This is a genomic window from Streptomyces sp. WAC07094 (assembly GCF_036320405.1).
In the GTDB taxonomy this organism is placed as follows: domain Bacteria; phylum Actinomycetota; class Actinomycetes; order Streptomycetales; family Streptomycetaceae; genus Streptomyces; species Streptomyces lannensis.
In genome coordinates, this window is record NZ_JAVMJZ010000001.1 from 7,433,551 (window position 1) to 7,457,421 (window position 23,871).

At 67.5% G+C, this 23,871-nt stretch carries 21 protein-coding genes and 2 pseudogenes; 8 read left to right on the top strand and 15 right to left on the bottom strand.

Annotated features, from left to right (window positions below):
• Nucleotides 1–94: 94 nt before the first annotated feature.
• The gene (locus RCR19_RS33245) at nt 95–997 is read left to right on the top strand and encodes a LysR family transcriptional regulator (protein WP_331268462.1); all 903 of its coding nucleotides are present in this window, start codon (nt 95–97) and stop codon (nt 995–997) included.
• Between the two features lie 520 nt (nt 998–1,517).
• On the opposite strand, the gene RCR19_RS33250 is transcribed toward RCR19_RS33245, so the two are convergent.
• On the bottom strand, nt 1,518–2,234 hold the full coding sequence (locus RCR19_RS33250; protein WP_331268463.1) for a hypothetical protein: 717 nt from the start codon (nt 2,232–2,234) through the stop codon (nt 1,518–1,520).
• Between the two features lie 346 nt (nt 2,235–2,580).
• Nucleotides 2,581–3,504: a helix-turn-helix domain-containing protein gene (locus tag RCR19_RS33255; RefSeq protein WP_331268464.1), complete on the bottom strand. Its 924-nt coding sequence runs from the start codon at nt 3,502–3,504 to the stop codon at nt 2,581–2,583.
• Nucleotides 3,505–4,141: 637 nt separating this feature from the next.
• Between RCR19_RS33255 and RCR19_RS33260 the strand changes: the two genes are divergently transcribed.
• The 3 genes and pseudogenes from RCR19_RS33260 to RCR19_RS33270 all read left to right on the top strand — a co-directional run.
• Nucleotides 4,142–5,038: a hypothetical protein gene (locus tag RCR19_RS33260; RefSeq protein ID WP_331268465.1), complete on the top strand. Its 897-nt coding sequence runs from the start codon at nt 4,142–4,144 to the stop codon at nt 5,036–5,038.
• Nucleotides 5,039–5,076: 38 nt separating this feature from the next.
• Nucleotides 5,077–5,511, top strand: a complete 435-nt coding sequence (locus tag RCR19_RS33265) for a peptidase inhibitor family I36 protein (RefSeq protein ID WP_331268466.1) — start codon at nt 5,077–5,079, stop codon at nt 5,509–5,511.
• 351 nt (nt 5,512–5,862) lie between these two features.
• Nucleotides 5,863–6,351: pseudogene (locus RCR19_RS33270) on the top strand (transposase); the annotation flags it as partial.
• Here the strand turns inward: RCR19_RS33270 and RCR19_RS33275 are convergent.
• On the bottom strand, nt 6,335–6,619 hold the full coding sequence (locus RCR19_RS33275) for a hypothetical protein (RefSeq protein ID WP_331268467.1): 285 nt from the start codon (nt 6,617–6,619) through the stop codon (nt 6,335–6,337). The pseudogene RCR19_RS33270 and the gene RCR19_RS33275 overlap by 17 nt on opposite strands.
• Nucleotides 6,620–7,084: 465 nt before the next feature.
• On the opposite strand from RCR19_RS33275, the gene RCR19_RS33280 reads away from it, so the two are divergent.
• From RCR19_RS33280 to RCR19_RS33290, 3 genes are all read left to right on the top strand, one after another.
• The gene (locus RCR19_RS33280; protein WP_331268468.1) at nt 7,085–7,522 is read left to right on the top strand and encodes a Fur family transcriptional regulator; all 438 of its coding nucleotides are present in this window, start codon (nt 7,085–7,087) and stop codon (nt 7,520–7,522) included.
• 76 nt (nt 7,523–7,598) lie between these two features.
• Complete coding sequence (locus tag RCR19_RS33285) at nt 7,599–9,269, top strand: ATP-binding SpoIIE family protein phosphatase (RefSeq protein WP_331268469.1); 1,671 nt, start codon at nt 7,599–7,601, stop codon at nt 9,267–9,269.
• Nucleotides 9,270–9,519: 250 nt separating this feature from the next.
• The gene (locus tag RCR19_RS33290) at nt 9,520–10,593 is read left to right on the top strand and encodes a PP2C family protein-serine/threonine phosphatase (protein WP_331268470.1); all 1,074 of its coding nucleotides are present in this window, start codon (nt 9,520–9,522) and stop codon (nt 10,591–10,593) included.
• 259 nt (nt 10,594–10,852) lie between these two features.
• On the opposite strand, the pseudogene RCR19_RS33295 reads toward RCR19_RS33290, so the two are convergent.
• The 4 genes and pseudogenes from RCR19_RS33295 to RCR19_RS33310 all read right to left on the bottom strand — a co-directional run.
• Nucleotides 10,853–11,211 (bottom strand): annotated as a pseudogene (locus RCR19_RS33295) (helix-turn-helix domain-containing protein); the annotation flags it as partial.
• Nucleotides 11,212–11,313: 102 nt separating this feature from the next.
• Nucleotides 11,314–11,973, bottom strand: a complete 660-nt coding sequence (locus RCR19_RS33300; RefSeq protein WP_331269623.1) for an NAD(P)-binding domain-containing protein — start codon at nt 11,971–11,973, stop codon at nt 11,314–11,316.
• Between the two features lie 78 nt (nt 11,974–12,051).
• A complete protein-coding gene (locus RCR19_RS33305; protein WP_331268471.1) occupies nt 12,052–12,990 on the bottom strand; it encodes an SDR family oxidoreductase in 939 nt (312 codons plus the stop codon).
• 92 nt (nt 12,991–13,082) lie between these two features.
• A complete protein-coding gene (locus RCR19_RS33310) occupies nt 13,083–13,715 on the bottom strand; it encodes an NAD(P)-binding domain-containing protein (protein WP_331268472.1) in 633 nt (210 codons plus the stop codon).
• Between the two features lie 273 nt (nt 13,716–13,988).
• Between RCR19_RS33310 and RCR19_RS33315 the strand changes: the two genes are divergently transcribed.
• Nucleotides 13,989–14,900 carry a LysR substrate-binding domain-containing protein gene (locus tag RCR19_RS33315; RefSeq protein ID WP_331268473.1) on the top strand — a complete coding sequence of 304 codons (912 nt, stop codon included), beginning with the start codon at nt 13,989–13,991 and terminating at the stop codon, nt 14,898–14,900.
• Nucleotides 14,901–15,371: 471 nt separating this feature from the next.
• On the opposite strand, the gene RCR19_RS33320 is transcribed toward RCR19_RS33315, so the two are convergent.
• The 8 genes from RCR19_RS33320 to RCR19_RS33355 form a co-directional block, all read right to left on the bottom strand.
• Entirely contained in the window at nt 15,372–15,872 is a 501-nt protein-coding gene (locus tag RCR19_RS33320) for a hypothetical protein (protein WP_331268474.1), read from the bottom strand.
• A gap of 12 nt (nt 15,873–15,884) precedes the next feature.
• A complete protein-coding gene (locus tag RCR19_RS33325; RefSeq protein WP_331268475.1) occupies nt 15,885–17,591 on the bottom strand; it encodes a sialidase family protein in 1,707 nt (568 codons plus the stop codon).
• A 327-nt stretch (nt 17,592–17,918) separates the two neighbouring features.
• Nucleotides 17,919–18,668 carry a hypothetical protein gene (locus tag RCR19_RS33330; protein WP_331268476.1) on the bottom strand — a complete coding sequence of 250 codons (750 nt, stop codon included), beginning with the start codon at nt 18,666–18,668 and terminating at the stop codon, nt 17,919–17,921.
• Between the two features lie 34 nt (nt 18,669–18,702).
• Nucleotides 18,703–19,176: a hypothetical protein gene (locus RCR19_RS33335; RefSeq protein ID WP_331268477.1), complete on the bottom strand. Its 474-nt coding sequence runs from the start codon at nt 19,174–19,176 to the stop codon at nt 18,703–18,705.
• A gap of 11 nt (nt 19,177–19,187) precedes the next feature.
• Nucleotides 19,188–20,462, bottom strand: a complete 1,275-nt coding sequence (locus tag RCR19_RS33340) for an MlaD family protein (protein WP_331268478.1) — start codon at nt 20,460–20,462, stop codon at nt 19,188–19,190.
• On the bottom strand, nt 20,459–21,751 hold the full coding sequence (locus tag RCR19_RS33345; RefSeq protein WP_331268479.1) for an MCE family protein: 1,293 nt from the start codon (nt 21,749–21,751) through the stop codon (nt 20,459–20,461). The genes RCR19_RS33340 and RCR19_RS33345 overlap by 4 nt, the downstream gene beginning before the upstream one ends.
• Nucleotides 21,748–22,857, bottom strand: a complete 1,110-nt coding sequence (locus RCR19_RS33350) for an MCE family protein (RefSeq protein ID WP_331268480.1) — start codon at nt 22,855–22,857, stop codon at nt 21,748–21,750. The genes RCR19_RS33345 and RCR19_RS33350 overlap by 4 nt, the downstream gene beginning before the upstream one ends.
• A complete protein-coding gene (locus RCR19_RS33355) occupies nt 22,854–23,834 on the bottom strand; it encodes an MCE family protein (RefSeq protein WP_331269624.1) in 981 nt (326 codons plus the stop codon). Before RCR19_RS33355 ends, RCR19_RS33350 begins: the two co-directional genes overlap by 4 nt.
• Nucleotides 23,835–23,871: the final 37 nt, after the last annotated feature.

Consider the following 23,871-nt stretch of genomic DNA (forward strand, 5'->3'; position numbering starts at 1 on the left):
CCAGCCAAATATCCAACCGCACACCATGTCCAAGTCCTGTTCCGTATGCCGTCATGTCCCAGGCGTATGGCGACGTGCGACGTAGGCTGGGCGGATGGACGTCGATCTGCGGCTGGTGCGCTATTTCACGGTCGTGGCGGAGTACGGCAACATCGGCCGGGCCGCCACCAGTCTGCATCTGGCGCAGCCGTCGCTGAGCCGCCAGATCCAGCGACTGGAGGCTCAGCTCGGTGTCCGGCTGTTCGACCGCTCGCCACAGGGCACCAGCCTCACCGACGCCGGGCAGGCATTCCTTCCCAGGGCCCGGACGCTGCTGCGCGAGGCCGAACAAGCTGCTCGCGCGGCCAGAGCCGCTGTCCAGCCCCATGCCGTCACCGTCGGCTGCGCCGAAGGACTGATCATCACCGCCTGTATGCAGGAACTGCGCCGCCGGCACCCTGAAGGTCAGCTCCGCACCCGGCACCTCGACTGGCGGGACACGCGCGCTCTCGCCGAGGGGCGGGTCGACGCCCTCGTCGCGTACAGGCCCCTGCCCTTCACCACGGACGGCTTCCGGGTGACCAAGCTTCATGAGGAACCGCGGGTGCTCGTCACATCAGTGAGTCATCCTCTGGCGAACGAGGAAGCAGTCAGCCTGCGGGCTCTGTCGGACGAGGAACTGGTGGCCTGCGTCAGCACTCCGGTCATCTGGAGCACGCCCAAGCCGGTTGGCGACCGCCCGGCACCACTTCGGCCCGCCATCGACGACAGCTACGAGGACAAGCTGGAGCTCGTCGCCACCGGCCACTGTGTCGCGATCTTCCCTGCCGGCGATCGACGCGCCGCTGTACGCGAGGACATCGCCCTGGTGCCCGTCATCGACACCGATTCCTGCGAGGTCGTACTCGTCACGCGCGCCGACGACCCGAACCCGCTGCTCAGATCACTGGAAGATGTCGCACGTACAGTGCTCGGCACAGCCTCCAGGCGGGAGAACAGCGCGTTGCCGGTCAGCTGACCCCCAGGCGGTGTCTTCAAACGATCTTGCATCGTGGATCATGGTCGGGTGACATGAACTGTCGGATGTCTGGGCCCGGTAAGGCGGTGGGTGGGTTTTCCAGTGGTGAGGTCGGTGAGGTCCCACAGCCACATGGACGGGTCGGTGCCGGGGCCCAGTTGGCCAAGGCGGCGATCTCGGGTGGCAATCCGGTCGAACTGCGGCCTGAGCTGTTCCTGACCATTGGCTCGCCGCTAGCTCTGCCGCGCGCCGTCTTCGAGCGGCTACTCCCCTCGCCCCAGGGCTCTGCACCGGCACTGCGGGGAGCCCGTCCACCGGGCGTGACGCGCTGGGTCAACATCGCCGATCCTGGCGACCCCGTGGCCATTCCGCCAGGTCTCGGCGGATTCCTCGGACGGCGTCGCCCTGGACCACACGACCGTCGTCGGGTTCCACTACCTGCGGTCGTCAACCACTGCGGCCACCCTTGCCCCTTACCTCGGCTGAACCATGGGCGAGGTCGGCGCGATTCCGGCAGCGCCTACGCCCCGGGGGGTTTCGCGCGGTACGCGTCGAGACCGTCGGAGTCGACCCCATAAGGGCGCAGAGCGAAGCGGGTCACCTTGGTCCACATCTCGCGCTCGTCTGCGAGCTTCTCCGGAAGGACCAGTCCCAAAGACTCCGCGAGCGGCTTACGGCCCAGGTTCACAAGGGCACGGACCGCGGCCGCCCAATCGTCGGTGGCCGCGATCGCGCACCGATACCAGACAGGTGCCAGGACCGCGAGTCCCAAACCGGTGACGAGCAACAGGGCCGTCTCCCCGGAAGCAGCGAACAGCGTGCCGAACGCCGCCGCTGCCACGAGGAGATGTCCGTAGAGAAGGGCAACGAAGAAGTCGACGCTTGTCCGCGCCGTCTCCGTCTGCCGCCGCACGGCATCGGGCACGACGCCGATCAACTCGTCCCACAGCACCTGGCTGTCGAGGCCGAAGCGGTTGTACCCGTACTCCTCGAACCGCCGGATGGCGTTGCCGAGCAGCGTAGGCGTGACCTGCTCATCGTCGACCGGGTAGCGCCGCAACCGCTCGCCCAGCAGCGCCCGGCGCACCATGTTGCGTCGCTCGTCGTCGGCGCGACGACGCCGGATCTGCGGGTCGGACCGTAGCGAGGCGAGCCGGGTCTGGTCCGTGGGAGACAGCGCCGTCCCGTGGCGTTCGCGGTTGGCCAGCAGAATGAGGTTGCGTCGCTTCTTCAGCACCTCTTTGGCGCGGATGTGCCGTCCGGAGCTCCACGCTGCAAGCCGGCTCGGCCACAGCAAAAGCCGCTGGGAGCCTCCGTGCAGCCCTTGCCCAGTGCGCCGCGGAAAACGACCTGGACGTGGGTGAGGTTCGGTCCTCGTCTGACGGTTCGTCGCTCATCCACGCAGGGATCACCAGCCGCAACCCACGGCTGGACCGATTCAGTGTGAACCTCGGATCCGCGCAGCGGGTGTTCCTCATTGCTGCGTGGGGTCAAGGCGTGAATCTCACAAACGGCTCAGGGTGTGACGGGTGGGAATTTCGGTGAGTGGGCAGCAGTCCCGGTGTCAGGTTCGGGGCATGTCCTCAACCGGCCTTTTGCGCTCGGCGTAGGTCTCTGACGGTTTCGCCGAACTCGTGTTTCAGCGCTCGGCTGAGGTGCTTGGGGTCCACTATTCCCCACCGAGCCGCGATCGCGGCTGTGGAACGACCTGCGAAGGCGGGATTGAGCAGGTCGCGGCGGATACGCAGCAGGCGTTCATGCCGCACCCATGCGGCGAAGGTCAGGTCAGCGCCTCGGAAAAGCGCGTGGAGGTGACGGACTGAGATGTGGTGCTGGCGCGCGACTTGTTCAGCCTTGAGTAAGGGGTCACCGAGGCTGGCGAGCGTGTAGACGCGGATGCGGTCGACTAGGGCGCTGGCGACGGAGGCACGCTCGGGGGTGGTGTCGGCGAAAGTGGCGAGCAGGAGCGCGGTGAGTGCGTCAGCCAGGTGGCTGCGTGCCACCTCCTGGCCGGGGAGATCATCCTCCAGTGCGGACAGTGTGTGGCTGAGCAGTCTGCCGGTCCCGCCTTGAGAGGATATGGGGAGTGCCGTTCGGCGGCTGATGGCGTCCGCATACCTGCCCAGACTTGAACGGGGAAGGCAGAGCACGGTCATGTCACTGGGCCCGCCGCCGATGATCCGGTAGGGCTGAGTGTTGTCGCAGGCGAACAGCTCGCCGGGTTTGAGCGCCGAGGTCCGATCGCCCTGGGTCACTGTGACCCGGCCGCGGTGGTGCAGTGTGAGGTGCATCCACTCCATGTCGGTGGAGGTGATGCTTTTGCTGTCCCGCAGCACCGTTGCAGGAGTGGCTTGGATGCGGGCGACGACCGCTGACCCGATGGCCGTGTGGTCGACCATGGCTCGGAACGCCGACGGCTCTGGATCCGTCACCCGTAGCGGAGCGAACAAGGGGGAGACCGCCGCTTCGAACGAGGCTGTTCCCGATAATCGTTCCGTTCCAGTCAAACCGGAACCCCCGCGTCCATCGCGCCGATGTATCCCAGCTCATAGCTGTACAGCAGTGTACTGCTGCGTCGTGCATGATCTGGGGAGTCGCGGTGCACGTATTGGTGCCTGCGCGTCCGGGATCGCTCCTACTGTCATCGCCCAGAGTGCGGAATCGACGCATTCCACCAAGAGAGTCATTGTCTTTCTGGTTGGAGGTAGCGGATTCATGACCTTCTTCTCGGGGCGTCAGCATCATGCCGGGCAGTGCCCGTGATTATCGGCGACCAGGTAGACCTCGAGGCGGGGACGAAACGGCACGCTCGGCGAAATGTTCGTAGCGGACCGGGCCGTGGGACGTCGGGGAGTTGCCTGGCCCCTGTTTCACCGCCCTTCACGTACGTGTCGTCGTGTGCGATCGGCATGACAGTCCCTTCGGCGATCGGACGCCGTGCGGAGCATCTTCTTGAGTCTAAGAAACCTCGGCACGTGCCTTCCGTCGAGTCCTGCATTGAGGCGCCCTGAGTCGGCATGAGCGACTGGAGCCGGCCTTGTGTTCCGGTGCGAAGCACCTGGAAAGACCGTGTCCGGGGAGCCTGTTGGCCCAGCAAGACGGTGCCCACCCTTCATGAGAGGAGTAAGGCGATTGACTGGTGGAATGAGCTCCCGCCTGGCCCTGGGGACCCGTGTTTCGGTGGCCTGCGTCGCTTCGGTCTTCTTCATGACCTCGTGCCAGTTCGGCAGCCGTGCAGCCGTAACCCATGCCGGACAGACCTACGTTATGCCTGCAACGCAAGCGGAAACGCTCGATCTCGCGAAGCAGATCCTCATAGGACACTGCATGAGAAGGCACGGCTTCCGCTTCTGGGTCGTCCCAAAACATGTGGAAAAGACGCAACGGGACTTTCCCTACGTGATCGAGGACATCGACTGGGCCAAGCTGCACGGTTACGGCAAGGACATTCAGAAGAAACGAGAGAATGCGGAAAAACGTGATCCGAACCAGAGGTATTTTTCATCGCTTTCCGCCCCCCGCAGGGCTGCCGCCCTGAGATCCATGAACGGTCCCGCCCCTGTGGGGATGTCAGTACGTCTTCCAAACGGAATCCTGGTCAGCCACAGCAAGGGGGGCTGCGACACGGAATCCGACGAGAAACTGTACGGGGACGCCTACGCCTGGTTCCGGGCTTCCCGAATCACTGACAGCCTTGCAGGACTGCGCATCGGCCAAGTGACTTCCGACCCGCAGTTCGATGCCGCGGTACAGGCATGGAGCCGATGCATGCTCCGCAGCGGCTATCGCTACCGGACACCAACCCAGTCCAGGATGGCAGCCAACGACACGAAGTCGCTCCTGCCACGTGACCGGGAGATTGCCACCGCCGTTGCCGAGGCGACGTGTGCAACTCAGTCCCAACTGAGCTCTGTTGCCAAACGACTCGACTCAAAGTGCAGACACAAACAGGAACTGCGATACCCCCGAGAGACCTCAGACCGACAGCGACTGGCACGCACGGCCTTGCCGAGAGCCCGCGCTGTAATCACTCGGGGCTGAACCCCCAGACACTGTCAACCTACAAAGTGAGGACCACTATGTCATTGAGCAGATTTGCCATCGCAGGAGCCGTTTTGTGCAGTCTGGTGGCATTCTCGCCCACCGCCGCTCACGCTCAACCACCCAACCTGCCTGACTCCGCCAACGCCGACGGATATCTGTACGCCTACAACGACCCCGAGTTGGAAGGAACGCGGTGCCGTTGGGCCGGCAGCGCCGGCACGTGGGGATCCTGTGAGAACGAGGCTTCCTCACTCTGGAACAACGGTTACTACGGCATCGACGCTGTAGACCTGTACTGGGGGGAATTCCACACCGGTGCTCATGCATGCATTAGCCGAGGCGACATCTGGGGGGACCTCAGTGGCGGGCAGTATCACTTTACTTATGGCCAGGGTCTCAGTGGCTTCGGTGACAACGTCAACGACAATATCGCCTCGCACCAATGGGTAGAGTACTGCAGCCAGGGCTGACTCCCCACGGCGGCGACAGCACCTGAGGCGACGCTGCCGGCAGATTGCGCCGCATCAAGGGCTGTCCCACGAGTGGTTCACGGGACAGCCCTTGATGAAGGGAGTCCGCCGGATGTCCGCGGGCACGCCCGCTTACCGCGCGCTTTTGGTGAGATGCTCCGGACGGATGCGAGGCTGGCCGTTCCATTGCGGAGCACCCGAGTCCATTCCGGCAGAGCCCTGCCGCAGACAGGCCGCGCCGGGACCGGGGCGGTGCTGCTGGTCGGGTAGGTACAGAACGCCTACCGGCTTGGCGCGCCAGGTGCCAACTGGCGGATCAAGCCGGTGTCGTAGGGGTCGTGGCCTTCTGATGCGCGTGAGGCCGCAGACCGCATTATTGATCGCCTCGGTTCGCTGTTGGCGCTCCGGCAGCGGAGCAGATTCCGCAGGGACACCGTCCTCATCGTCGACGGCACCCTGGTGCCCGCGCGCGACCACTCGGTGGCCGAGCAGTCAAAGAACTATCGATACTCCACGGCCCATCAGGTCGTGATCGATGCCGATACCCGCCGGGTCGTGGTCGTCGGCCGGCCCCTGCCGGGTAGCCGGCACGACTCACGAGGCTGGGAGGAGTCCGGCGCCAAAGCCGCCGTCGGGAAGACGATGACGATTGCCGATGGCGGCTATCAGGGCACTGGCCTGGTCATCCCTCACCGCCGCCGTACCGGCGAAGAACTGCCCTCCTGGAAGGAGCAACACAACCGAGCGCACAAGCAGGTCAGGGCTCGTGTTGAGCACGTCTTCGCACGCATGAAGAGCTGGAAGATCCTTCGTGACTGCCGCCTCAGAGGCGACGGCGTCCCGCGTGACGCCGACGCACCTGGTGCTCTTCCTTACCGTCCAGCGGTCGCCCCTGGTGCACGGCGACCATGTTCGTCTTCTGCAGTCCGCGTTCGACCACCCACTCAGGCGGAGGCGGCCGCATCTCGTCGCCGCGGCGGCGCTCCGCCCCCCGCCGCTCCTCGACCGCGATCCAGCCGTCGATCTGCGCCAGAGAAGCCGTCGCCTGCTGGACGACGACGCGCCACGCAAACCGCAGCAGCTCAAGACGGGACGGGGAATCGTGCACACATTCGAATATATAGCAGTGCGCACCGCCGAGGTATACGGACAGGAACCACCATCTTCTAGACCAACAACCCAAACCGCTGCTGAGGATCAGCGGTGCCGTGGCCAGGCTCCGGCGAGGGGATCGAGGGGCCGAGGTGTCCTGTTCGTTCGGGCCGGAGGGGCACGACGGTGGATTGGTCCCGTTAAAGGTAATAAGAGAGGCAAGAGTGGATTGCCTCTATTGTCTTGAATGACTCAAGACTCTAGAGTGAATGGAAACAAGCCGAACGGCCCAATGTGTCCCCGGGGGCAAGACGCCTCCGAGATCACGACCTCGCGACTTTGAGCGGCTTCGAAGCCGGTGCGGAGAGGCCGTCGGGCTCGTAACTCACCCAGAAGAGGAACGATGGCCAAGTTTCGAGCAAGCTCGGGTCTTGTGCATCAGGGCGCCCATCGGGCCGGGACAGCAGGCAAGGATCGAGATGTGCACGACCCCATGGCTCGAGCCGCGGCGCGCTTGCGTGAGACGCAGCTTCGGGTGACCGTGCAGCGCATGGCGGTGCTCACCGCCATCGAGGAATTGGGCGGCCACCCCGATGCCGAGGCAGTCCGGGGTCGGGCGCAAGAGGTCACAGGCGGGCTGTCCCTGCAGGCCACCTACAACGTCTTGCGCGTTCTCACGGATGTCGGCCTGGTCCGCTGTACACAGATCACCGGCCAGCAGGCCCGGTACGAGGCCGAGCGGCACGACAATCATCACCACTTCGTGTGCCGGTTTTGTGGCGACATCATCAATGTGGATTGCGTTATCGGCGAGGCTCCGTGTCTTGTGGCCGACCTGTCCGAGTCCTATCGGGTGGACGAGGCTGCGGTGACCTTCTGGGGCGCGTGCCCGCGCTGCGCCCCCGCCGAGCACGGCTGATCGTTTCGCGACACGGCGCCCATCCAGCCTCGCGACGTTCAGGCTCAGAGATTGCCCCTGCGATAGGACCATCACCGTGATTGCCCGCAGCCCTTCAGAACTGGAGAATTTGGCGAGCGACACTGGCACGGACATGTTCCGCACTGCCGAGAATCTCGCCGAGGCCGCAGTGCCCGAGCTGGGCGACATCGTCACCGTGGAGCTGCTGGAGCTGACCCTGCGTGGCGAGGTGCCCCCACCCGGTGCCCTTTGCGGAAGTACGCCGTTGCGGCGCGCCGCCTTCCGGTCTCTGCGGGGAGCCAGTGGCGCCCGGCCCGCGTATGCGGTCGGTGACATGATCCCGAATCCACCGACGACCCCCTACCGGCAGACCCTTGCCCATCTGCGCCCACGTCTCATCCGCGAGCTGAACGACGACAGCCTGTGGCTCGCCCGCGATTCAGCGCGCGCCCGCGTGATGCGGGAGGCGCGGGTGCGCTCCCTCGTGGTGGTGCCCCTCGTTGTGCAAGGCGCCGTCCTCGGCCTGGTTGCCTTGTGTCGGCAGGCCGACTCGGCTCCCTACGACGCGGGCGACCTTCAAGCGGCCGCCACCTTCGCGGAACGTGCTGCGTTGTGTATCGACCTCGTCCGCCGCCGCATCCAAGAGCGGGCCCGCGCCCGGCTCCTGCAACGGGCCCTGCTTCCTGAGGCGCTTCCATCCCTCAGTGCACTTGAGGCTGCCCGTAGTCACGTCCCGGTGGAAGGCTCCGGCGGCGAGTGGTTCGACATCATCCCTCTGTCCGGCGCGCGGGTGGCTCTGGTGGTAGGCGCAACGGAAGGGGAGGGCGCCGACACCGCGGTGGGCATGAGCCAGCTGAGAGCCATGATCCTCACGCTCGCCCTGCAAGACCTGGCGCCCGACGAAATACTCTCGTCCCTGGACGAGGTGGCGAGCCGCCTGGACCGAGAACACGAGGCTCACCTTCAGCACCCCTTCGGCCTGAAGTACGTCGGTTCCAGCTGCATATGCGTGGTCTACGACCCCGTCACCGCGCACTGCTCCCTGTCCCGGGCGGGTGATGCCGACATCGTGGTCGTCCATCCGGACGGCACCGTCAACTTCCCCGTCCTGGCCTCCCATCCACCGCTGGGCGCCGGTGGCCAGCCCTTCGAGGCCACCGAGATCGACGTATACTCGGGCAGCATCCTGCTCTTGAACAGCGGCGGTGACAACGCCCCGCTTTCCGATGCACAGACGACGGCAGAACGTCTCCACGAGATGTTGAGCCGACCCGGACCAGATGCACAGGAGATCCTTGAGGCTGTCCGTTGGGACGTGTCTCCCGGACACGAGCCGGCTGTGCTGGTGACCCGCACTCGCGCGTTGGACACCGACAATGTAGCGACCCGGAGCCTGCCGCCTCACGCCGCCGCTGTCGCCGCCGCCCGCAGGTGGACCGGCCGGCAGTTGGCGAGGTGGATGCTCGACGAACTCGCTTACCCCACCGCCTTGATCGTCAGCGAACTCGTGACCAACGCCATTCGCTACTCCACGGGGCCGGTGGAACTCCGCCTGATCAATGACGACCGCACACTCATCTGCGAGGTCTCCGACACCAGCAGCACGGCTCCCCATCTCCGAGAGCCGGAGCGCTGCGATGAGAGCGGCCGCGGCCTGTTCATCGTGGCGCAGCTCGCACAGCATCAGGGGACTCGCTACACCGCTTCCGGCAAGACCGTCTGGACTGAACAAGACCTTCCGACATGAGCCGCCATCCCGAAAGCCGCCACCCCCTTCAAGAGCCCGTCGGCCGCCGGCCGCAGCGGGCGTCGAAGTCGGGCCCACCGCGGTACGACATGTACTCGCTCCACGGACACGCGCATGTACATCCCATTCCCGTCCCAGGAGCCCAGGCATGAGTGCGCGGCTCAAGGAGCCCACGGCATCCCGGAGGATCCCCCTTCGGCCCCTGCGGCAGCGCATCGGCCCGAACCGGCACCTCCGGCGGATTCGGCAAGTGGACCAGCCGTTCGAGTGGATCCGCCTTGCCCCACTGCTGTTGATAGCGCTGACCGTGGTGGTGGATACCCTCACGCCCCACCTGCAGTTCAACCGATTGCTGGGGGCGGCGCCGGCATTGGCCGCCGCCACCTGGCCACTGGCCGGCACGCTGATCATCGGACTGCTGGCCATCGTCGCCGCCATCGGGCTCGCGGCCACCTACAACCACGACCTGGGCGGGACATCCAGCCTGTTCACGGTGCTGGCGATCACGGCCATCACCCTGGCCGCCGCCTACGCCAGCCGGGTACGCCAGCACCGGGAGCGCACCCTCGCCGACGTCCGCACCGTAGCGGAGACCGCGCAGCAGGTGCTGCTACGTCCGCTACCGCCCCATCTCGGGCACGTCGACATCGAACTCCTCTACCAGGCCGCTGCCCCGCACGCCCGGATCGGCGGAGACTTCTACGAAGCGCGCCAGACCCAGCACGGGGTGCGGCTGATCATCGGCGACGTGCGCGGCAGGGGACTTCCAGCCGTCGAGGCCGCCGCCGTGGTGCTCAGCTCGTTCCGGGTGAACGTGCGCGACGCACCTGATCTGGCGGACCTGGCAGCCCGGCTGGAGACCAGCATGAACGAATACTGCGAGGACCTTCCCAGTGAGGACGCGATGGAGTGCTTCGTCACCACCCTGCTGGTCGAGATCCCCGCTGGGCAGTCCATCGCGCGCCTGGTCACCTGTGGGCACCCCCCTCCGCTGCTGCTGCACGAAGGAGAAGTGCGCGAGGTGGAACCCAGCGCGCCGTCACCGCCCGTCAACATGGCTGCCCTGCTCGGCGCCCAGTACCAGATCGACGTCATCCCCTTCACCGTTGGCGATCGGCTGCTGCTCTACACCGACGGCGTCAGTGAGAGTCGCGACCTCACCGGGACCTTCTATCCCCTCAGCCAGCGCATCCGCCGATGGTCCCTGGCGACTCCCCGCCAGCTACTCGCCCACCTCCACCAAGACTTGAGCGCCTACGTCTCAGGCGCCCTCGACGACGACCTCACGGCCCTGGTCGCCCATCGTGCCGCACCGGACACCTGAGGCTCGCGAGCTGCCAGGACGGTGGCGAACCTGGAGTGCGGGCGCCGAAGGCCATCCAGGACACGGTGGCCGCGCGACCCAGCGCGGGCAGTCCACTCGTGCACGCATCGGAGCAGAAGGCCGGAACCGGCCCGTTTCCGGCGTCATCCCTCAGGGATGAGGCTAACCCCTCGTGGGGCGGCGTCTACAGCCATCTCTGAGTAGGCCATGGCCGCCGGAGTCATCTCCCACTGCGGTCACCGGGCAGGGGCATGCCGATTCGGCGTATCTCCCGGCTGACTGTGGACGGGCTGCGGCCCAGTTCGGCGGCGATGGCCCGGACCGTCGCTTTCTCCCGGAACCGGTCGGCGATGTGGATCCGCTCGTCTTCCGTCAGGTACCGGATGGCCCCGAGGCCACCCGCATAGCATTTGGGAGTGGCCTCGGACGCTTCTTCCGTCCCTCGGGCCGGCCGTTGCGCCACTCACGGCCGGTCCGAGGGTTGACCCCGACTCGTCTGGACGCCTCAAGATTGCCGAACCCAAGCTTCATGAGCCGGAAGTATTCCTCCCGCTCCCGCTCCCGTTGCAGCTCGCGAAGTCCTTGCTCCTTGCGGCTCTTCCGGATCTCGAAGTCCATCGCACCCCCTGAACTGGGGTGTTGCGACGACCACTAGAACCAACGATTCCCGGGCGGGGCATGGCACGGCCGGACCACATCACGGTCCGCGATAATCGACGGTTACCGCGTTGCGGCGGCCAGTGCCGCGCGGATGGCGTCCTCGCCGACCGGCTGGCCCTTCTCGTTCGAGTACGGCCCGTACGGTGTTCCCCACACTGGCGTGCCCGTCGCCTGCCGCCAGCTGTCGGTCAGCGTTCCCGCGTCTACCACGTTGTAGCCGATGGCGTCGATGAATTCGGTCACTGCCGCCTTCGCCGGTGCGGAGTCCCCGGCGACCGGCAGGTAGGAGCGATCGGCCGCTCCTGCCGGGCGGGCGAGTGACAGCAGGTGCTTGAAGAAGATGTTGTTGAACGCTTTTACGAGCAGGGCGTCCGGGATGTACTGCAGGAGCAGCTCGCTTGAGGTGAGGGACTTACTGTCGAGCTCGGGGATGTGCCCGTCACGCTCGGGTCCGTAGTTGCAGGTGTCGATGACCGTCTTCCCGGCGAGCGGCGCGGCGGTCACGTGGGGGAAGGCACTGACCGGCACCGTGACCACGACAATGTCACCAGCCGCTGCGGCCTCTTCGTTCGTGGCCGCGGACGCCCGCGGCCCCAGTTCCTCGGCCGTGTCCGCGAGCGTTTCGGGACCGCGCGAGTTGCTGAGCACTACCTGGTGTCCGACCCCGACAGCGAGTCGCGCAAGGGTCCTGCCGATGTTTCCGCTTCCGATGAATCCCACAGTCGTCATAATCTCAATGTCCTTCAGAAAAGCCGAACTTGCCGGTTGCCGGGCTCGTTTCGATTCCGGTTCCCGCCGTCAGCCGGCGGGGAAATAGTGGCCGTTGTCCAGATCGGCGAGCAGGCCGGGCTGGGCGGGTTCCCAGCCGAGGGTCCGGCGGGTGATGAGGTTGGACGCCGGGTAGCTCTGCGTGACGATATTCGTGAGGAACCCGAAGTACCCCGGCGTCATCAAGGCATCGTTGGGAACGCTCACGGCGGGCAGGCCCAGACGGTTGGCGATGGCCTCGGCGATCTCGCGGAACGGGATGGCCCCGTCCCCAACCGCGTGCCAGTAGCTGCCAGCCGGCCCCTTCTCCAGCGCCAGGCGGAACAAGGTGGCGGCATCGCGGATGTGCACGGCGTTCCACAGGTTCGCGCCGTCGCCGTGGTAGCCGACGAACCTCTTTTCCTTCGCGAGCGCGATCAGTGTGGGGAGGAAGCCGGCACGATCGGTTGTGCTGTGCGCGATGTTGGCGATCCGAACGACCGAAGATCGCACCCCCAGCTTGGCGAGGTCGACTACAGCCCTTTCCACGACGTTGCGGATCCGCAGGCTGCTTTTGTGTTCCTCGCCGGCGGGGAGGGCCGGGTCCTCCTCGGTGGCCGGCCGGCCCAGTTGCTGCCCGGGGGAGCCAATACTCCCCGCCGTGACCAGCGGCTTTCCGGTTCCCGCCAGGGCCTCGCCGTACGCGAGCATGATCGGGAGCTCCGCAGCGGCCACGGCGTCCATCCCACCGGAGGGCAGCAGATCCTGCCTGTGGGCCACGTGGATGACGCCGTCGGATTCCGAGGCTGCCTCCTTGAGCCCGTCGAGATCCTGGACGTCGCCGCGACGCACCTTCGCGCCGAGTGCGGACAGGGCCGCTGCGGAAGCGTCCGACCGGGCCAGGCCGGTGACCTCGTGACCGGCGGCGATGAGCTCGGGGATGATGTACGAACCGGAATGGCCGGTCCCCCCAGCGACGAATACGCGCATCTGACTGTCCTTGTGAGGGTAGGTTCAGGGTCTTTTCGTGCGGAAAGCGAACTGGCGTAACGCGGCACGAAAGGTAGGGGTAATGGGTGTGCTCAGCTGAGAAGGGTGATGCCGAGGGAGAAATTGGTGTGCTTGACGGAGTGGTTCATGAGGCCCAGTTCCAGCAGGCCGACGTTCTCCAGTGCCCGCGCCATGGACAGCTCCCCGGTGTCCCAGGGGCGCAGCCCCAGGGTCTCGACGAACGCCGACACGCGTGCCTTCGCCTGCGCGTTGTCGCCGGCGATGAACACGTCCAGAGGGCGGCCTTCGGCCGGGCCGGCCGACAGAACGTGGGAGAACACAGTGTTGAACGCCTTGACGACATGCGCGTCGTCGGGAGCCGCCTTGGCGATCTCCTGTGCGCCGGAACTGTCGTCGGGGACGACGAAGCCCTGCAGGTCGGGGGCGACGGGGTTGGTGATGTCGACGATGACCTTGCCGCGCAGTGCGTCCCCATACTCCCTCACCACCGCCGTCGCGCCGACGTACGGCACGGCGAGGACAACGATGTCCCCGGCCGGGACGGTGCCGGCCGTCCCGACAGTGGCGCCACCCAGCGCAGCAGCCAATTCCTTGGCCTTGGCCGGGTCGCGTCCGATGATCTCGACTGCGTTGTCGCCTTCGAGCGCCCGGGCGGCCAGGGCGCGGGCCACATTCCCCAAGCCGATGATGCTGATGCTGCTCATGGAGTTTCTGCTTTCTGGAGCTGAATAGGATGCCATGCTCACGCCGTCGTTATTAACGGTTGTGTCGTCGACGCCATCGAATGACGCGATGGGAGGGGGTGCTCAATTCCTGATGTGCTCATTCTGAGCCCAGGCCCTCCGATGCCGAATCCTTGTGCCGGATTCACTCGGACTATCAGGTACCTATTCAGGTTGCCATTGGCCTGAGTAGGCCGTCCAAGACTTCTTTCAGCCCTGGTGATACCTTGGCGGCATCACCGACTGGGAGACGCGATGGATCTGGACCTGCGCAAACTGCGTTACTTCGTCGCTGTGGCCGACCAGTTGCACTTCGGCCGCGCCGCCGATGAGCTGCACATCGCACAGCCGGCGCTCAGCCGGCAGATCCGCGCGCTCGAACAGGATCTCGGCGCCTCGCTGTTCATCAGGGATCGCCACGGCGTAGAGCTGACAGACGCGGGCCGGCAACTGCTGGCCGACGCCGGTCCGCTGCTCGCCTCGACCCAAGCGGTCCGCCGCCGGGTGTCCGCGGCCGCCGGCGGCAAGCGGCGGCTGATGGTCGGTTTCCGGGCTGGCGTTGCAGTCACCCCGGCAGCCCGTGCGTTCGAGGACCGGCACCCGGACGTGGTCGTGGACGTGCAGCGGATCGAAGGGGACGACCAGGCAGCGATGCTGCTCGACGGCCGCATCGACGTCGGCTACGTGCGGCTGCCCATCGACGAGGCCGGCCTGCGCCTCACCCCGCTGTACACCGAGCCGCGGGTAGCGGTACTGCCCGTCGGACACCGGTTTGCCGGCAAGGAGGAGGTCACCGAGGCCGACCTGGCCGGCGAACCGCTGGTCTGGCACGGTGACCCGAGCACGCAGCCCACCAAGCGCCCGCTCCCCAATGCCGGGTACCCGGTGCGCGGGGTGGACGAGACGCTCGAGCATGTCGCGGCCGGCCGGGGCATCTCCTTCCTGGCTCGTTCGGCGTCCGTGTTCTACTCGCATCCGGACGTCGTCTATGTGCCCATCCCGGAACTGGCGCCCGAACGGGTGTGCCTCGCGGTAGCGGCATCTCAGACCTCGCCGGTAGTACTTGACTTCGTCACTGCGGCTCAGTCGACGGCCGAGATCACGGCAGAATGTGGGAACTACGAGATGTGGCAGCTGGGAGGCGATGTCGTCTCAAGGCACGCTTGAGTAGTTCGACTGACCCCCGTTCGTCATGCGCTGAAGAGTGAAATGGCCTGGCCAAGTGGTGCTGTTGCGGCTGACGTCTGAGCCGGTTCCGTTCTTCGGCCAGTAGCTGTCTGAGGGAGCTCCGAAGCACCTGAGACCCACTGGAAGTACGTGCTGCCGGTGCGGCTCAAGTCGGCTGAGCGTCCTGTCGTCGGAGCGGAGCCGTTCACCGACGGTCTGCCGTTCGTAGCGTCGGGAGTCGGCCCCTGGGATCCAGAATCCGACGGCGGCGCGGGCTCCAGCCGGACGTGTTGGCTGTCCGCCTGTTTGGCCTTCGTTGCGAGCTGGCGTGGTCACGGTGCACCCGTTCACCAGGGGTCTTCCAGTCCGAGAGGCCACCCTTCGGTCAACGGCGCACGCGGTGCCGCTCGTCACGAAAGGTGGCCCCTTGCAGTTTTCACCGGCCCAGGAAGGGGCTTGGCGGGGCGGGGTTCAGGAGACGGCAGAAGTCAGGTACGTCAGGTACACCCCTTCCTCGCAGTCGGACATCTTCCGCAGGCTCCAGCGGCCCTGGACGGTCGTGGAGGAGAAGTTCGACTCGGCGTCGTCCCTCTCCACTTCGCCCTCCTTGGGGATGTAGCCGGCCTTGGGGAGCCGCTTGTGCAGGAACGCCAAGGTGGTGTCGAAGCCGCCCCGTACGACGGTGTCGACGACGAGCCGCCCGCCAGTGCGATGCTCCACCGAGGTCACGACCGTGCCGTCGGGCACCGGCAGGTTCTCCGGGAAGTCCTTGGGGAGCGGCAGTGAGGCGGCAGTGGGACAGCCGCCGGGCGCGGCAACGGCTGCAGTCCCGGCCGGCGGATCGGTTGCCTGCTCCGCCGCGTACGTCGCCCCCGGATGCTCGGCGTGCTCGTTCGCCGCCGAGCATCCAGTGATCGCGGCCAGGCTGAGGACGGCTCCCACCAGTACGGCAGCCGAGGGTGATGGCTTCATCTGGTGGCTTCCTTAGGGCTTTTTGTGCTTGCCGCGGACCACGGCGTCGTACACGCCGTACAGCGTGTTGCCGGAGGACTGGCGGGCGATGGATGCCAGCGCGTCGTAGTTCTGCGCACCGCCGCTCGCGCAGGTGCCGGTGCAGCCGTCGGCGTAGGCGACGAGCACGCGACCCTGGGAGTCGGTGGTGACGTCGATGAAGTCCAGGAGGTTGCGGTCATTGCCGCATGTGGTGCCGCCCGTACAGATCGACCCCTTCTGAACCGGGTCGGTTGGGGTGGCGTCGACGGTGACCCAAGACTGGCCGCCGTCGTAGGTGGTGGCCACGTACAGGTGCCAGACGCCCGCGAAGTTGTCCGCGTCCTGATAGTTGCCGCCGGTGGTGGTGCCCAGGAAGGCGAACACGGCGCGATTGTCGTCGCCCGCGGTCACGGCCGGGAAGACGATGTTCTTGATGCCGAGGGCCGCGCCGACGTTCTGGTCGTACAGCCACGTCTTGCCCTTGTCGTGGCTGACAGCGATACGCGCCGTGCCGTCGCTGTTCTGGTAGCCCATGTAGACGGTTCCGCCGGCCCCGATCCCCACGCTCGGGTCCGACTCACCGGGGGTGCTGGACGGGTTGTGACGGACGGTCCATGTCAGCCCGTTGTCCTCGGAGACAGCCACGGCCTGATTGCCACCGCAGCCCTTGTTGGGCACGTACACCGTGCCGTCCGGGGCGACCTTCACATGCCCGTGCAGACCGCCGCAGTCCAGCAGCGAGTACATCGGAACGGCGGGCCCGTACGTCAGACCGCCGTCCCGGCTGACCGCGCAGGAGGCATCGGCGATGTCCTGGGAACAGTAGTAGACGGCGTTCGGGTACGACGTGACGGCACCCGGCACGCCTGGGGCGAAGGGGCCGCCACCGATGGTCTGGTGGTCCACACCGGAGTTGATGCCCGAGCCTCCCGTCGGCGTCCACGTGTCACCGTCGTCGTCGGTGTAGCAGGTCAGGGCGGTCTTGCCGGCGAGCTGCGACTCGAAGGTGCGGTGGGTGACCGGGTCGGTGAACAGGATCGGGTCGAGGCTGGTGGTGCTGCCCTGGGGGCAGCCGTTGGCCGCAGTCGCGCTTTTGTCCTGCCATATGGCGGTACCGGCGCTGTCGTAGGTGACCTTGAGCGTCGACGTGTACGCCTGGAACATCGCGGCGCCACTCGCACGGTCGACGCCGATCGAGGGTTCACCGGCGTTGTGCGCGTCCGCGATGCCGTCGGGGGCCCAGGAGTTCGCGTAGGTCGGCGGTGTGGCCGAACTCGGCGGCGGATCGACCGGAGCGGTGATCAGACTCGCGGAGCCGGTGAAGCTGTCGCCGAGCGGCGCGTACGGCACCACGCGCACGGTGTACGACGCCGGCACCGCCGGGAGCAGCACGGTCTCGGGGTCGCTGGAAGAGGCCGAGGTGGCCACCTCTCGGCCGTCCGCGTCGAGGACGTACAGGTCGAAGTCGGCGGCGGAGTCCGGCCATCTGACGTCGATGCGCAGGCTGTGACCGGCGTCGTAGCCCGCGGGCACCGACACCTTCAGGGCGTAGTCGTCGCAGGGTTGCGCATTCCCGCAGCTCACCGTCCCGGTAGTGCCGGAGACATTCGGGACGGTGGAGGGGTCGGCGCTCCACGTGGTCGTGGGCGCGGCGTTGCTGACCGATCCGGAGGGCGGGGTGGCGGCATCGGCAGTCACAGGCAGGGTTGCGGCGACGAGTGCCAGCAACCCGACGGCGAGACGCCCCCGCGACCGCGGATGGTGGTGAAGCCGGAGTGCGGAGAAGAGAGCCACAGGTACCTCGTGGGTTCGCGAGTCGGACGAAGTGGCGGTACGGGTGATGCCTTCGTCTGCTCTACGGGGAGGCAGGCGGCGTCCGTCGCGAGAAACCGAACTCTTTTCGAAACGGGCCGGACGGGTGCTCAGGGGGTCGGCAGGAGGGTGACGTAGTTTGCTCGGGGGTGGCGTAGCCCCGGCGAAAAAGTGCCCCCGCGCGCCTGCGCGAGGGCACTTACGCCATGCTTGTCAGAGGGCGTCGACGCCGCTCACCTTCCAGCCGTCGGAGGTGCGGGTGAGCGTCATACGCACCCGGTTCAGATCCAGCCGGGGCTCTGGGACCTGAGTGCTCTGGGTGACCTGGTTGACGAAGAGCAGGACGACGGCCCGGTCCGGTGTGGCCGACACAACGGAGACCGCGGGGGCGCCGCCGTCGGCGGGGGTGGCCACGGTCGCCTTCACCACACCGTGGTACTTCGTCGCGGTCGGCGCGACCACCGCCTTCGTGGTCTTGCCGTACTGGTCGCGGAAGTGCCCGGTCAGCAGGGCGCGGGCCCGGGAGAAGTCCCGGTCCAAGTGCCGATAGTCGTACGACAGCACGACCGGCGCCGCCTTCCGCGCAGCCGCGAGGGCCTCGTCGCGGGCCTGCTCCGCCTGCCGCCCCTGCTGGTACTGCCAGCCGAGCACGGCGGCCGCGACCAGGGCCGCGACGAGGACGACGCCCAGCACCGCGGTGAGCACGCTCCGCCCGGCCTTGCGGAGGGGCGTGCCGTCGTCCGGCTCCTCCTCGAACGACTCGGGCTCCGGCGGGTCCTCCCAGCCGTTCGCCGGGGGTTCGACGAGCAGGGTGCGCCCGGAGCGGGTCTGCTCTTCCTGGCGGGCACCGCGCTCGGGGGGCGCGGGCCGCCCGGCGCGCTTGGCTGCCGCGCGGGCGGCCGCGGTCATGGTGCGGCGGGCCGGTGAGCCGGTGCCGCGGGTGCGGGAGGGCGGGTTCGCCACGGTGTCTCTCCTCATCGATGGCCTCACGGCTGGGTCAGCCCACGAACGCGACGTCGGAGGTCAGCCAGCGGCCGGCCACGCGCGTGAGGTCGAGCTGGAGCCGGTAGGCGCGCGCCTGGCCCTCGGGCGCGGCGGTGTTGGTCACCTTGCTGTCGGCCACGACCAGGACCCGGGCCGAGTGCGCGTCGGATCGCACGATGCCCGCTTCCAGGACCTGCCCCTCGGACACCGACTTGTTCTGCGCGACCAGCTTCGTCAGTTGTGCGGTCTGCGCGGCGAACTCCTTCTTGAACTCGCCGGTGGCGCCCTTGAGTACATTGCTGCTGTCCCGGTCGTAGTGCCGGTAGTCGAGCGAGGTGAAGCTCAGTGCCGACTGGCGGGCCGCCGCCAGGATGTCCTGACGGCGCTGCTCCTTCGCGTGCTGGTCGGACAGCTTCCAGCCCAGCCAGACACACAGCACGGTCGTCAACACGGTCGCGGCGATCAGCCCCGCCGACAGCAGCCTCATGCGTCCGCCTCTCACGCCATCGGTCCCACGAGCAGCCATTGCCACGACTCCTTTCCGAACACGGTCTGTTCCCCGCCCGTCGAGCCGATCGCGAGGGGCGTTCCGTCCGGTCCGGTCACGGTGCCGGTCTCCGGGTCGTAGGGGGCCACGAACGCGGCCTGGCCGGCGCTGTACCGGCCGGGTTTCGCGCCGGGCGCGTTCTGTGCTCCGCGCACCGAGGTCTTGCTGCCGCGCGGCAGGGTGCAGCGCGCGTCGGTGTTCGCCGGGCGTGTGCCGGTGTCGGCGGGGTCGCGCCGCTGGGTGTTGTAGCCCTGGGTGCACGCGGGAGGGTCGTCGGCGTTCACGGTCAGCCCGAAGTGGGTGGTGCCGTCGCCGGGGATGACCGTGTAGCTGCCCGCGACAGTGAGCGGGAGCGTGACCAGAGCCTGTTCGACGCCGGGCAGCCGGGCCACGGTGATCTGGCCGCCGCTGATGAGGTTGGTCAGCAGGACCGGCACGTGCGGCCGCGTGGACTTCAGCAGGGAGTCGACCTCCTGCGCGGCGGGCCCAGTGGAGCCGATCAGCCGGCGCAGATCGCCGTCGCTCGACTTCAGCTGCTGGGTGAGCGTGGCGAGATCGCGGGAGAACGACTTGATGGCCGAGCCCTGGTCGGCCTGTGTCTTGAGCACCTTCCGCGAGTCCTCGATCAGCGACACCGTTTGGGGGAGCGACCCGGATGCCGACTCCACCAGCGCGTCACCGGAGTCCACCAGCCGGCTCAGGTTCGGTCCGGTGCCGGCGAACGCCTTGCCCAGCTCGTCGACGGTGACCCGCAGATCGTCCTTGCCGACCGAGTTGACCAGCCGGTCGAGGCTGAGGACCAGGTCGGTGACCGGCAGCGGGGTCCGGGTGCGGCTGCGCGGGATCGGGCTGCCGTCCGTGAGGTACGGCCCGCCCGACCGCTGTGGCTGGAGGTCGACGTACTGCTCGCCCACCGCCGAACGGTCGGCGACCACCGCGAGCGTGTCGGCCGGGATCTTCGGGGCACCGTCCTCGATCTTCAGCGCCACCGAGATGCCGGACCCGGTCAGCTGCAGATCGCCCACGCGGCCCACCGGCACCCCCCGATAGGTGACCTCGGCGCCCGGGAAGACGCCCCCGGACTCGGCGAAGTCGGCGCGCACGGTGTACCCGCGGTGCAAAACATCGTCCACCAGGCCCGTGTACCGGGCGCCGACGTAGGACACACCGAGGGCGGTGACCGTCGCGAAGGCGAGCAGCTGCGCCCTGACCGTACGTGTGATCACGGCAGTATCCCCTTCAGCATCAGCTCGGCGAGGCGAGGATCGACCCCCGGCGGGAGGCGACGCGAGCCGCCCTCAGTGCCGTAGGCGGCGGTGCACATCGGCGGGCACAGCAGGGTGCTGCCGTCGGGAGGCGTCGAGGGCACGGCGGGCGCGGAGGGTACGGGCGGCACGCCGGGCACGGACGGGGTGCCCGGCAGGGATGGGACAGACGGGAGAGGGGCGGGAGTGGGGACGCCGGGAAGATGCGGTGGCCCGGGGGCCGGGGACTTCCCGCCCTTGCCAGGTCGGCCGGTGACGTTGCCGTAGAGGCCGGCCAGGTCGAGGTCGGCGGTGATCTTCAGGTTGACGTAGTCGCCCTTGACGGCGTCCGTCGCGTTGCGCGGGAACGGGTACGTGGTGAGGAGTTCGAGGGAGTTGGGCAGGTCGTCGCCCGCCTTGTTCAGCTCCTGCAGGATGGGCTGGAGCTTCTTCAGGTTGGCGACGGTGTCATCGTGGGAGGCGTTGACCACCTTGGTGCCGGTCTTGCCGAGCCTGGACAGGGCGGTGAGCATCTTCGTCAGGTCCTTGCGCTGGTCGGCGAGGGCCTTCAGGGCGGGCGGCATGGTGTCGACGGCCAGGGTGATCGTCTTCTTCTCCTTCTTCAGCCGCTTTGCGAGCCGGTCGACGCCCTGCAGCGCGCGCACGATGTCCGCCCGCTGGTCATCCAGGCCGCCGAGGAAGGTGTCGAGCTGCTTCAGCAGGGACCTGACCTGGTCCTCGCGGCCGCTGATGGCCTTGTTCAACTCGACGGTGATCGTCTTCAGCTGTGCCACCCCGCCGCCGTTGAGCAGCGCGGACAGGGCCGACAGCACCTCCTCGACCTCCGGGTTGCGGCCGCTGCGGGACAGCGGGATGCGATCGCCGTCGCGGAGCCGTCCGACGGGCCGCGTGTCGGCCGGCGCGGACAGGGCGACGTACTTCTCGCCGAGCATGCTGGTCTGCCTCAGATCGGCGACCGCGTTGCCGGGCAGTTTCACCGAGTCGGCGATCCTGAGCCGCACGCGGGCGTGCCAGCCGTCCAAGTCCATCTTCTCGACCGTGCCGACGGTGACGTTGTTGACCTTGACCGCCGACTGCGGCACCAGGTCCAGGACGTCCCGGAAGTCGACGGTGACGTGGTAGGCGTGACCGTCCGAGGCGGCGCCGCCGGGCAGCGAGACGTCGTACCAGCCGTTGAAGTCGCAGCCGGTCAGCAGCAGCGAGCCGACCGTCGTCCAGGCGGCCACCCGCCCCTTGCGCCGCACGCTCATGCCGGTGCCCCCAGAATTCCGCCGAGGGTCTTGTCGACCGTGCCCGGCGACGTCGGCGCCGAGGGAATCTTGGGCAGGGTGCCGAAGAGCTTCTTCAGCCGGGCACAGTTGTCGTGGTCGTCGCCGGTCGTCTTCAGGATCGAACAGAGAAGGGAGGACGGATCCTGCGGGGCTTGCGCGTTGTTGCGGGTGTCGAGGGTGCCGGCGGCGGGATTGTAGGCGTTCTGCAGGTTCGACAGGCCCGTGGGGGCGACGCTCAGCAACTCCTCCAGAGCGGCCCGTTGGGTGATCAGGACCTTGGTGACCTTGGCCAGGCCCTTCACATCTGAGGTCAGCTCCTTCTTGTTGCCCTTCACGAAGCCGGACACGTCGCCGAGTGCGGCCGCCAGGTATTTCAGCGCGGCCGCGAGATCTTTACGCTCCCCGGCGAGCTGCCCGGCCACGTCGGCGAGGTCGGTGTTGAACGACCGCACGCTGGTGTCGTCCGCCGCCAGCGCGGCCGTGAACACCTGAAGGTTCCGCACGGTCGCGAACAGGTCACCCCGCCCGTCGGACAGCGTGGTGACCGCCTGGGACAGGTCCTGCACCGTCTGGTTCAGGTTCGCGCCCTGTCCCTTGAGGTTGTCCGCGCTCACTGCGAGCAGCCGGGACAGGGCACCCTGCTTGTTGGCACCGTTCGGGCCGAGTGCCTCGGCGGTGGTGTGCAGGCTGTCGAAGATCCGGTCCAGCTCGACGGGAACAGCCGTACGGGACTCGGGGATGACGTCTCCGTCCCGCAGCACCGCGCCCTTGCGGTACACCGGCAGCAGCTGCACGTACCGGTCGCTGACCACCGAGGAGTTGACGATGGCGGCCTGGGCGTCGGCGGGGACGTTGCGGCCCCGGTCGTATTCCAGCTCCACCCGTACTCGGCCGCCCTCAGGCGTGATCTTCTTGACCTCGCCGATGCGGACGCCGAGGACGCGGACGTCAGAGCCGGGGTAGATGCCGACGGTGCGCGGGAAGTACGCCGTGACGCGGACGGGACCGGGGCCCGGCCACAGGACGACGGCGACGCCGACGACGATCGCGAGCGCGGTGAACAGGGCCAGGAGTCTGCGGGTCATCGGGTGCCTCCCGTCCGTGGCGTGACCGGGGCGGCGACCATGTTCTGGATGTAGGAGTCGAACCAGCGGCCGTTGCCGAGGGTGTTGGTGAAGAGCCGCACGTAGGGGGCGAGCAGCCGGACGCTGCGGTCCAGGCTCGCCTGGTTGCGGTCGAGCATCGTCACGAAGGTGTTGAGGTTCCTCAGTGCGGGCCCGATCTCCTTGCTGTTGTCGTCGACCAGGCCGGACAGCTCGATGCCCAGCAGCGCGGAGCTCTTGAGCAGCTTGTGGATCGCCGTGCGCCGCTTGTTGATCTCCATGAACAAGGCGTCACCGTCCTTCACCAGCGCGGAGAAGTCCTTCGTGTGACCGGCCAGCACCTCGGTGACTCCGTTCGCATGGTCGAGGAGACCGTGCAGCGCCTTGTCACGGGCGGCGACGGTCCGGGAGATCCGCGACAGCCCCTTGATCGACACCCGCACCTCCTCGGGGGAGTCCTGGAAGGTGACGGAGATCGTGTCCAGTGCCTTCGCGAGCCGGCCGGTGTCGATCTCCTCGGTGGTGGTCGTCAGGTCGCTGAAGGCCTGGACGACGTCGTACGCCGACACGGTCCGCCGAAGCGGGATCTCGCTGCCCGGCTTCAACTGGCCGGGCCCCTTCGGGTACAGGGCCAGGTACTTCGCGCCGAGGATCGTCTTGACCCGGATCGAGGCACCCGTGTCGGTGCCGAACGCCGGGCGGCCTTTCACTTTGAAGGTCACCTTGACGTGGTCGCCGTCCAGGTCGACGCCCTTGACCTTGCCGACCTTGACCCCGGCGATCCGTACCTCGTCGCCCGGCTTGAGCCCGCCGGCTTCGGAGAAGGCCGCGCTGTAGGTGTCGCCGCCGCCGATCAGTGGCAGGCTGTCGGCGTTGAAGGCGGCAACGGTGAGCAGCGCGAGGACGGTGAGGCCGACAGCACCGACGACGACCGGGTTGCGTTCGCGGAAGGACTTCAGGCGTGGGCGCTTGAGCCGGATCCTGGGCAGCTTGGGC

Coding starts and splice junctions, on each gene's coding strand:
- RCR19_RS33315 (WP_331268473.1), top strand. CDS start 13,989: ATGGATCTGGACCTGCGCAAACTGCGTTACTTCGTCGCTGTGGCCGAC.
- RCR19_RS33345 (WP_331268479.1), bottom strand. CDS start 21,751: ATGAGCGTGCGGCGCAAGGGGCGGGTGGCCGCCTGGACGACGGTCGGC.
- RCR19_RS33350 (WP_331268480.1), bottom strand. CDS start 22,857: ATGACCCGCAGACTCCTGGCCCTGTTCACCGCGCTCGCGATCGTCGTC.
- RCR19_RS33305 (WP_331268471.1), bottom strand. CDS start 12,990: ATGCGCGTATTCGTCGCTGGGGGGACCGGCCATTCCGGTTCGTACATC.
- RCR19_RS33335 (WP_331268477.1), bottom strand. CDS start 19,176: ATGAGGCTGCTGTCGGCGGGGCTGATCGCCGCGACCGTGTTGACGACC.
- RCR19_RS33265 (WP_331268466.1), top strand. CDS start 5,077: ATGTCATTGAGCAGATTTGCCATCGCAGGAGCCGTTTTGTGCAGTCTG.
- RCR19_RS33310 (WP_331268472.1), bottom strand. CDS start 13,715: ATGAGCAGCATCAGCATCATCGGCTTGGGGAATGTGGCCCGCGCCCTG.
- RCR19_RS33320 (WP_331268474.1), bottom strand. CDS start 15,872: ATGAAGCCATCACCCTCGGCTGCCGTACTGGTGGGAGCCGTCCTCAGC.
- RCR19_RS33260 (WP_331268465.1), top strand. CDS start 4,142: ATGAGCTCCCGCCTGGCCCTGGGGACCCGTGTTTCGGTGGCCTGCGTC.
- RCR19_RS33245 (WP_331268462.1), top strand. CDS start 95: ATGGACGTCGATCTGCGGCTGGTGCGCTATTTCACGGTCGTGGCGGAG.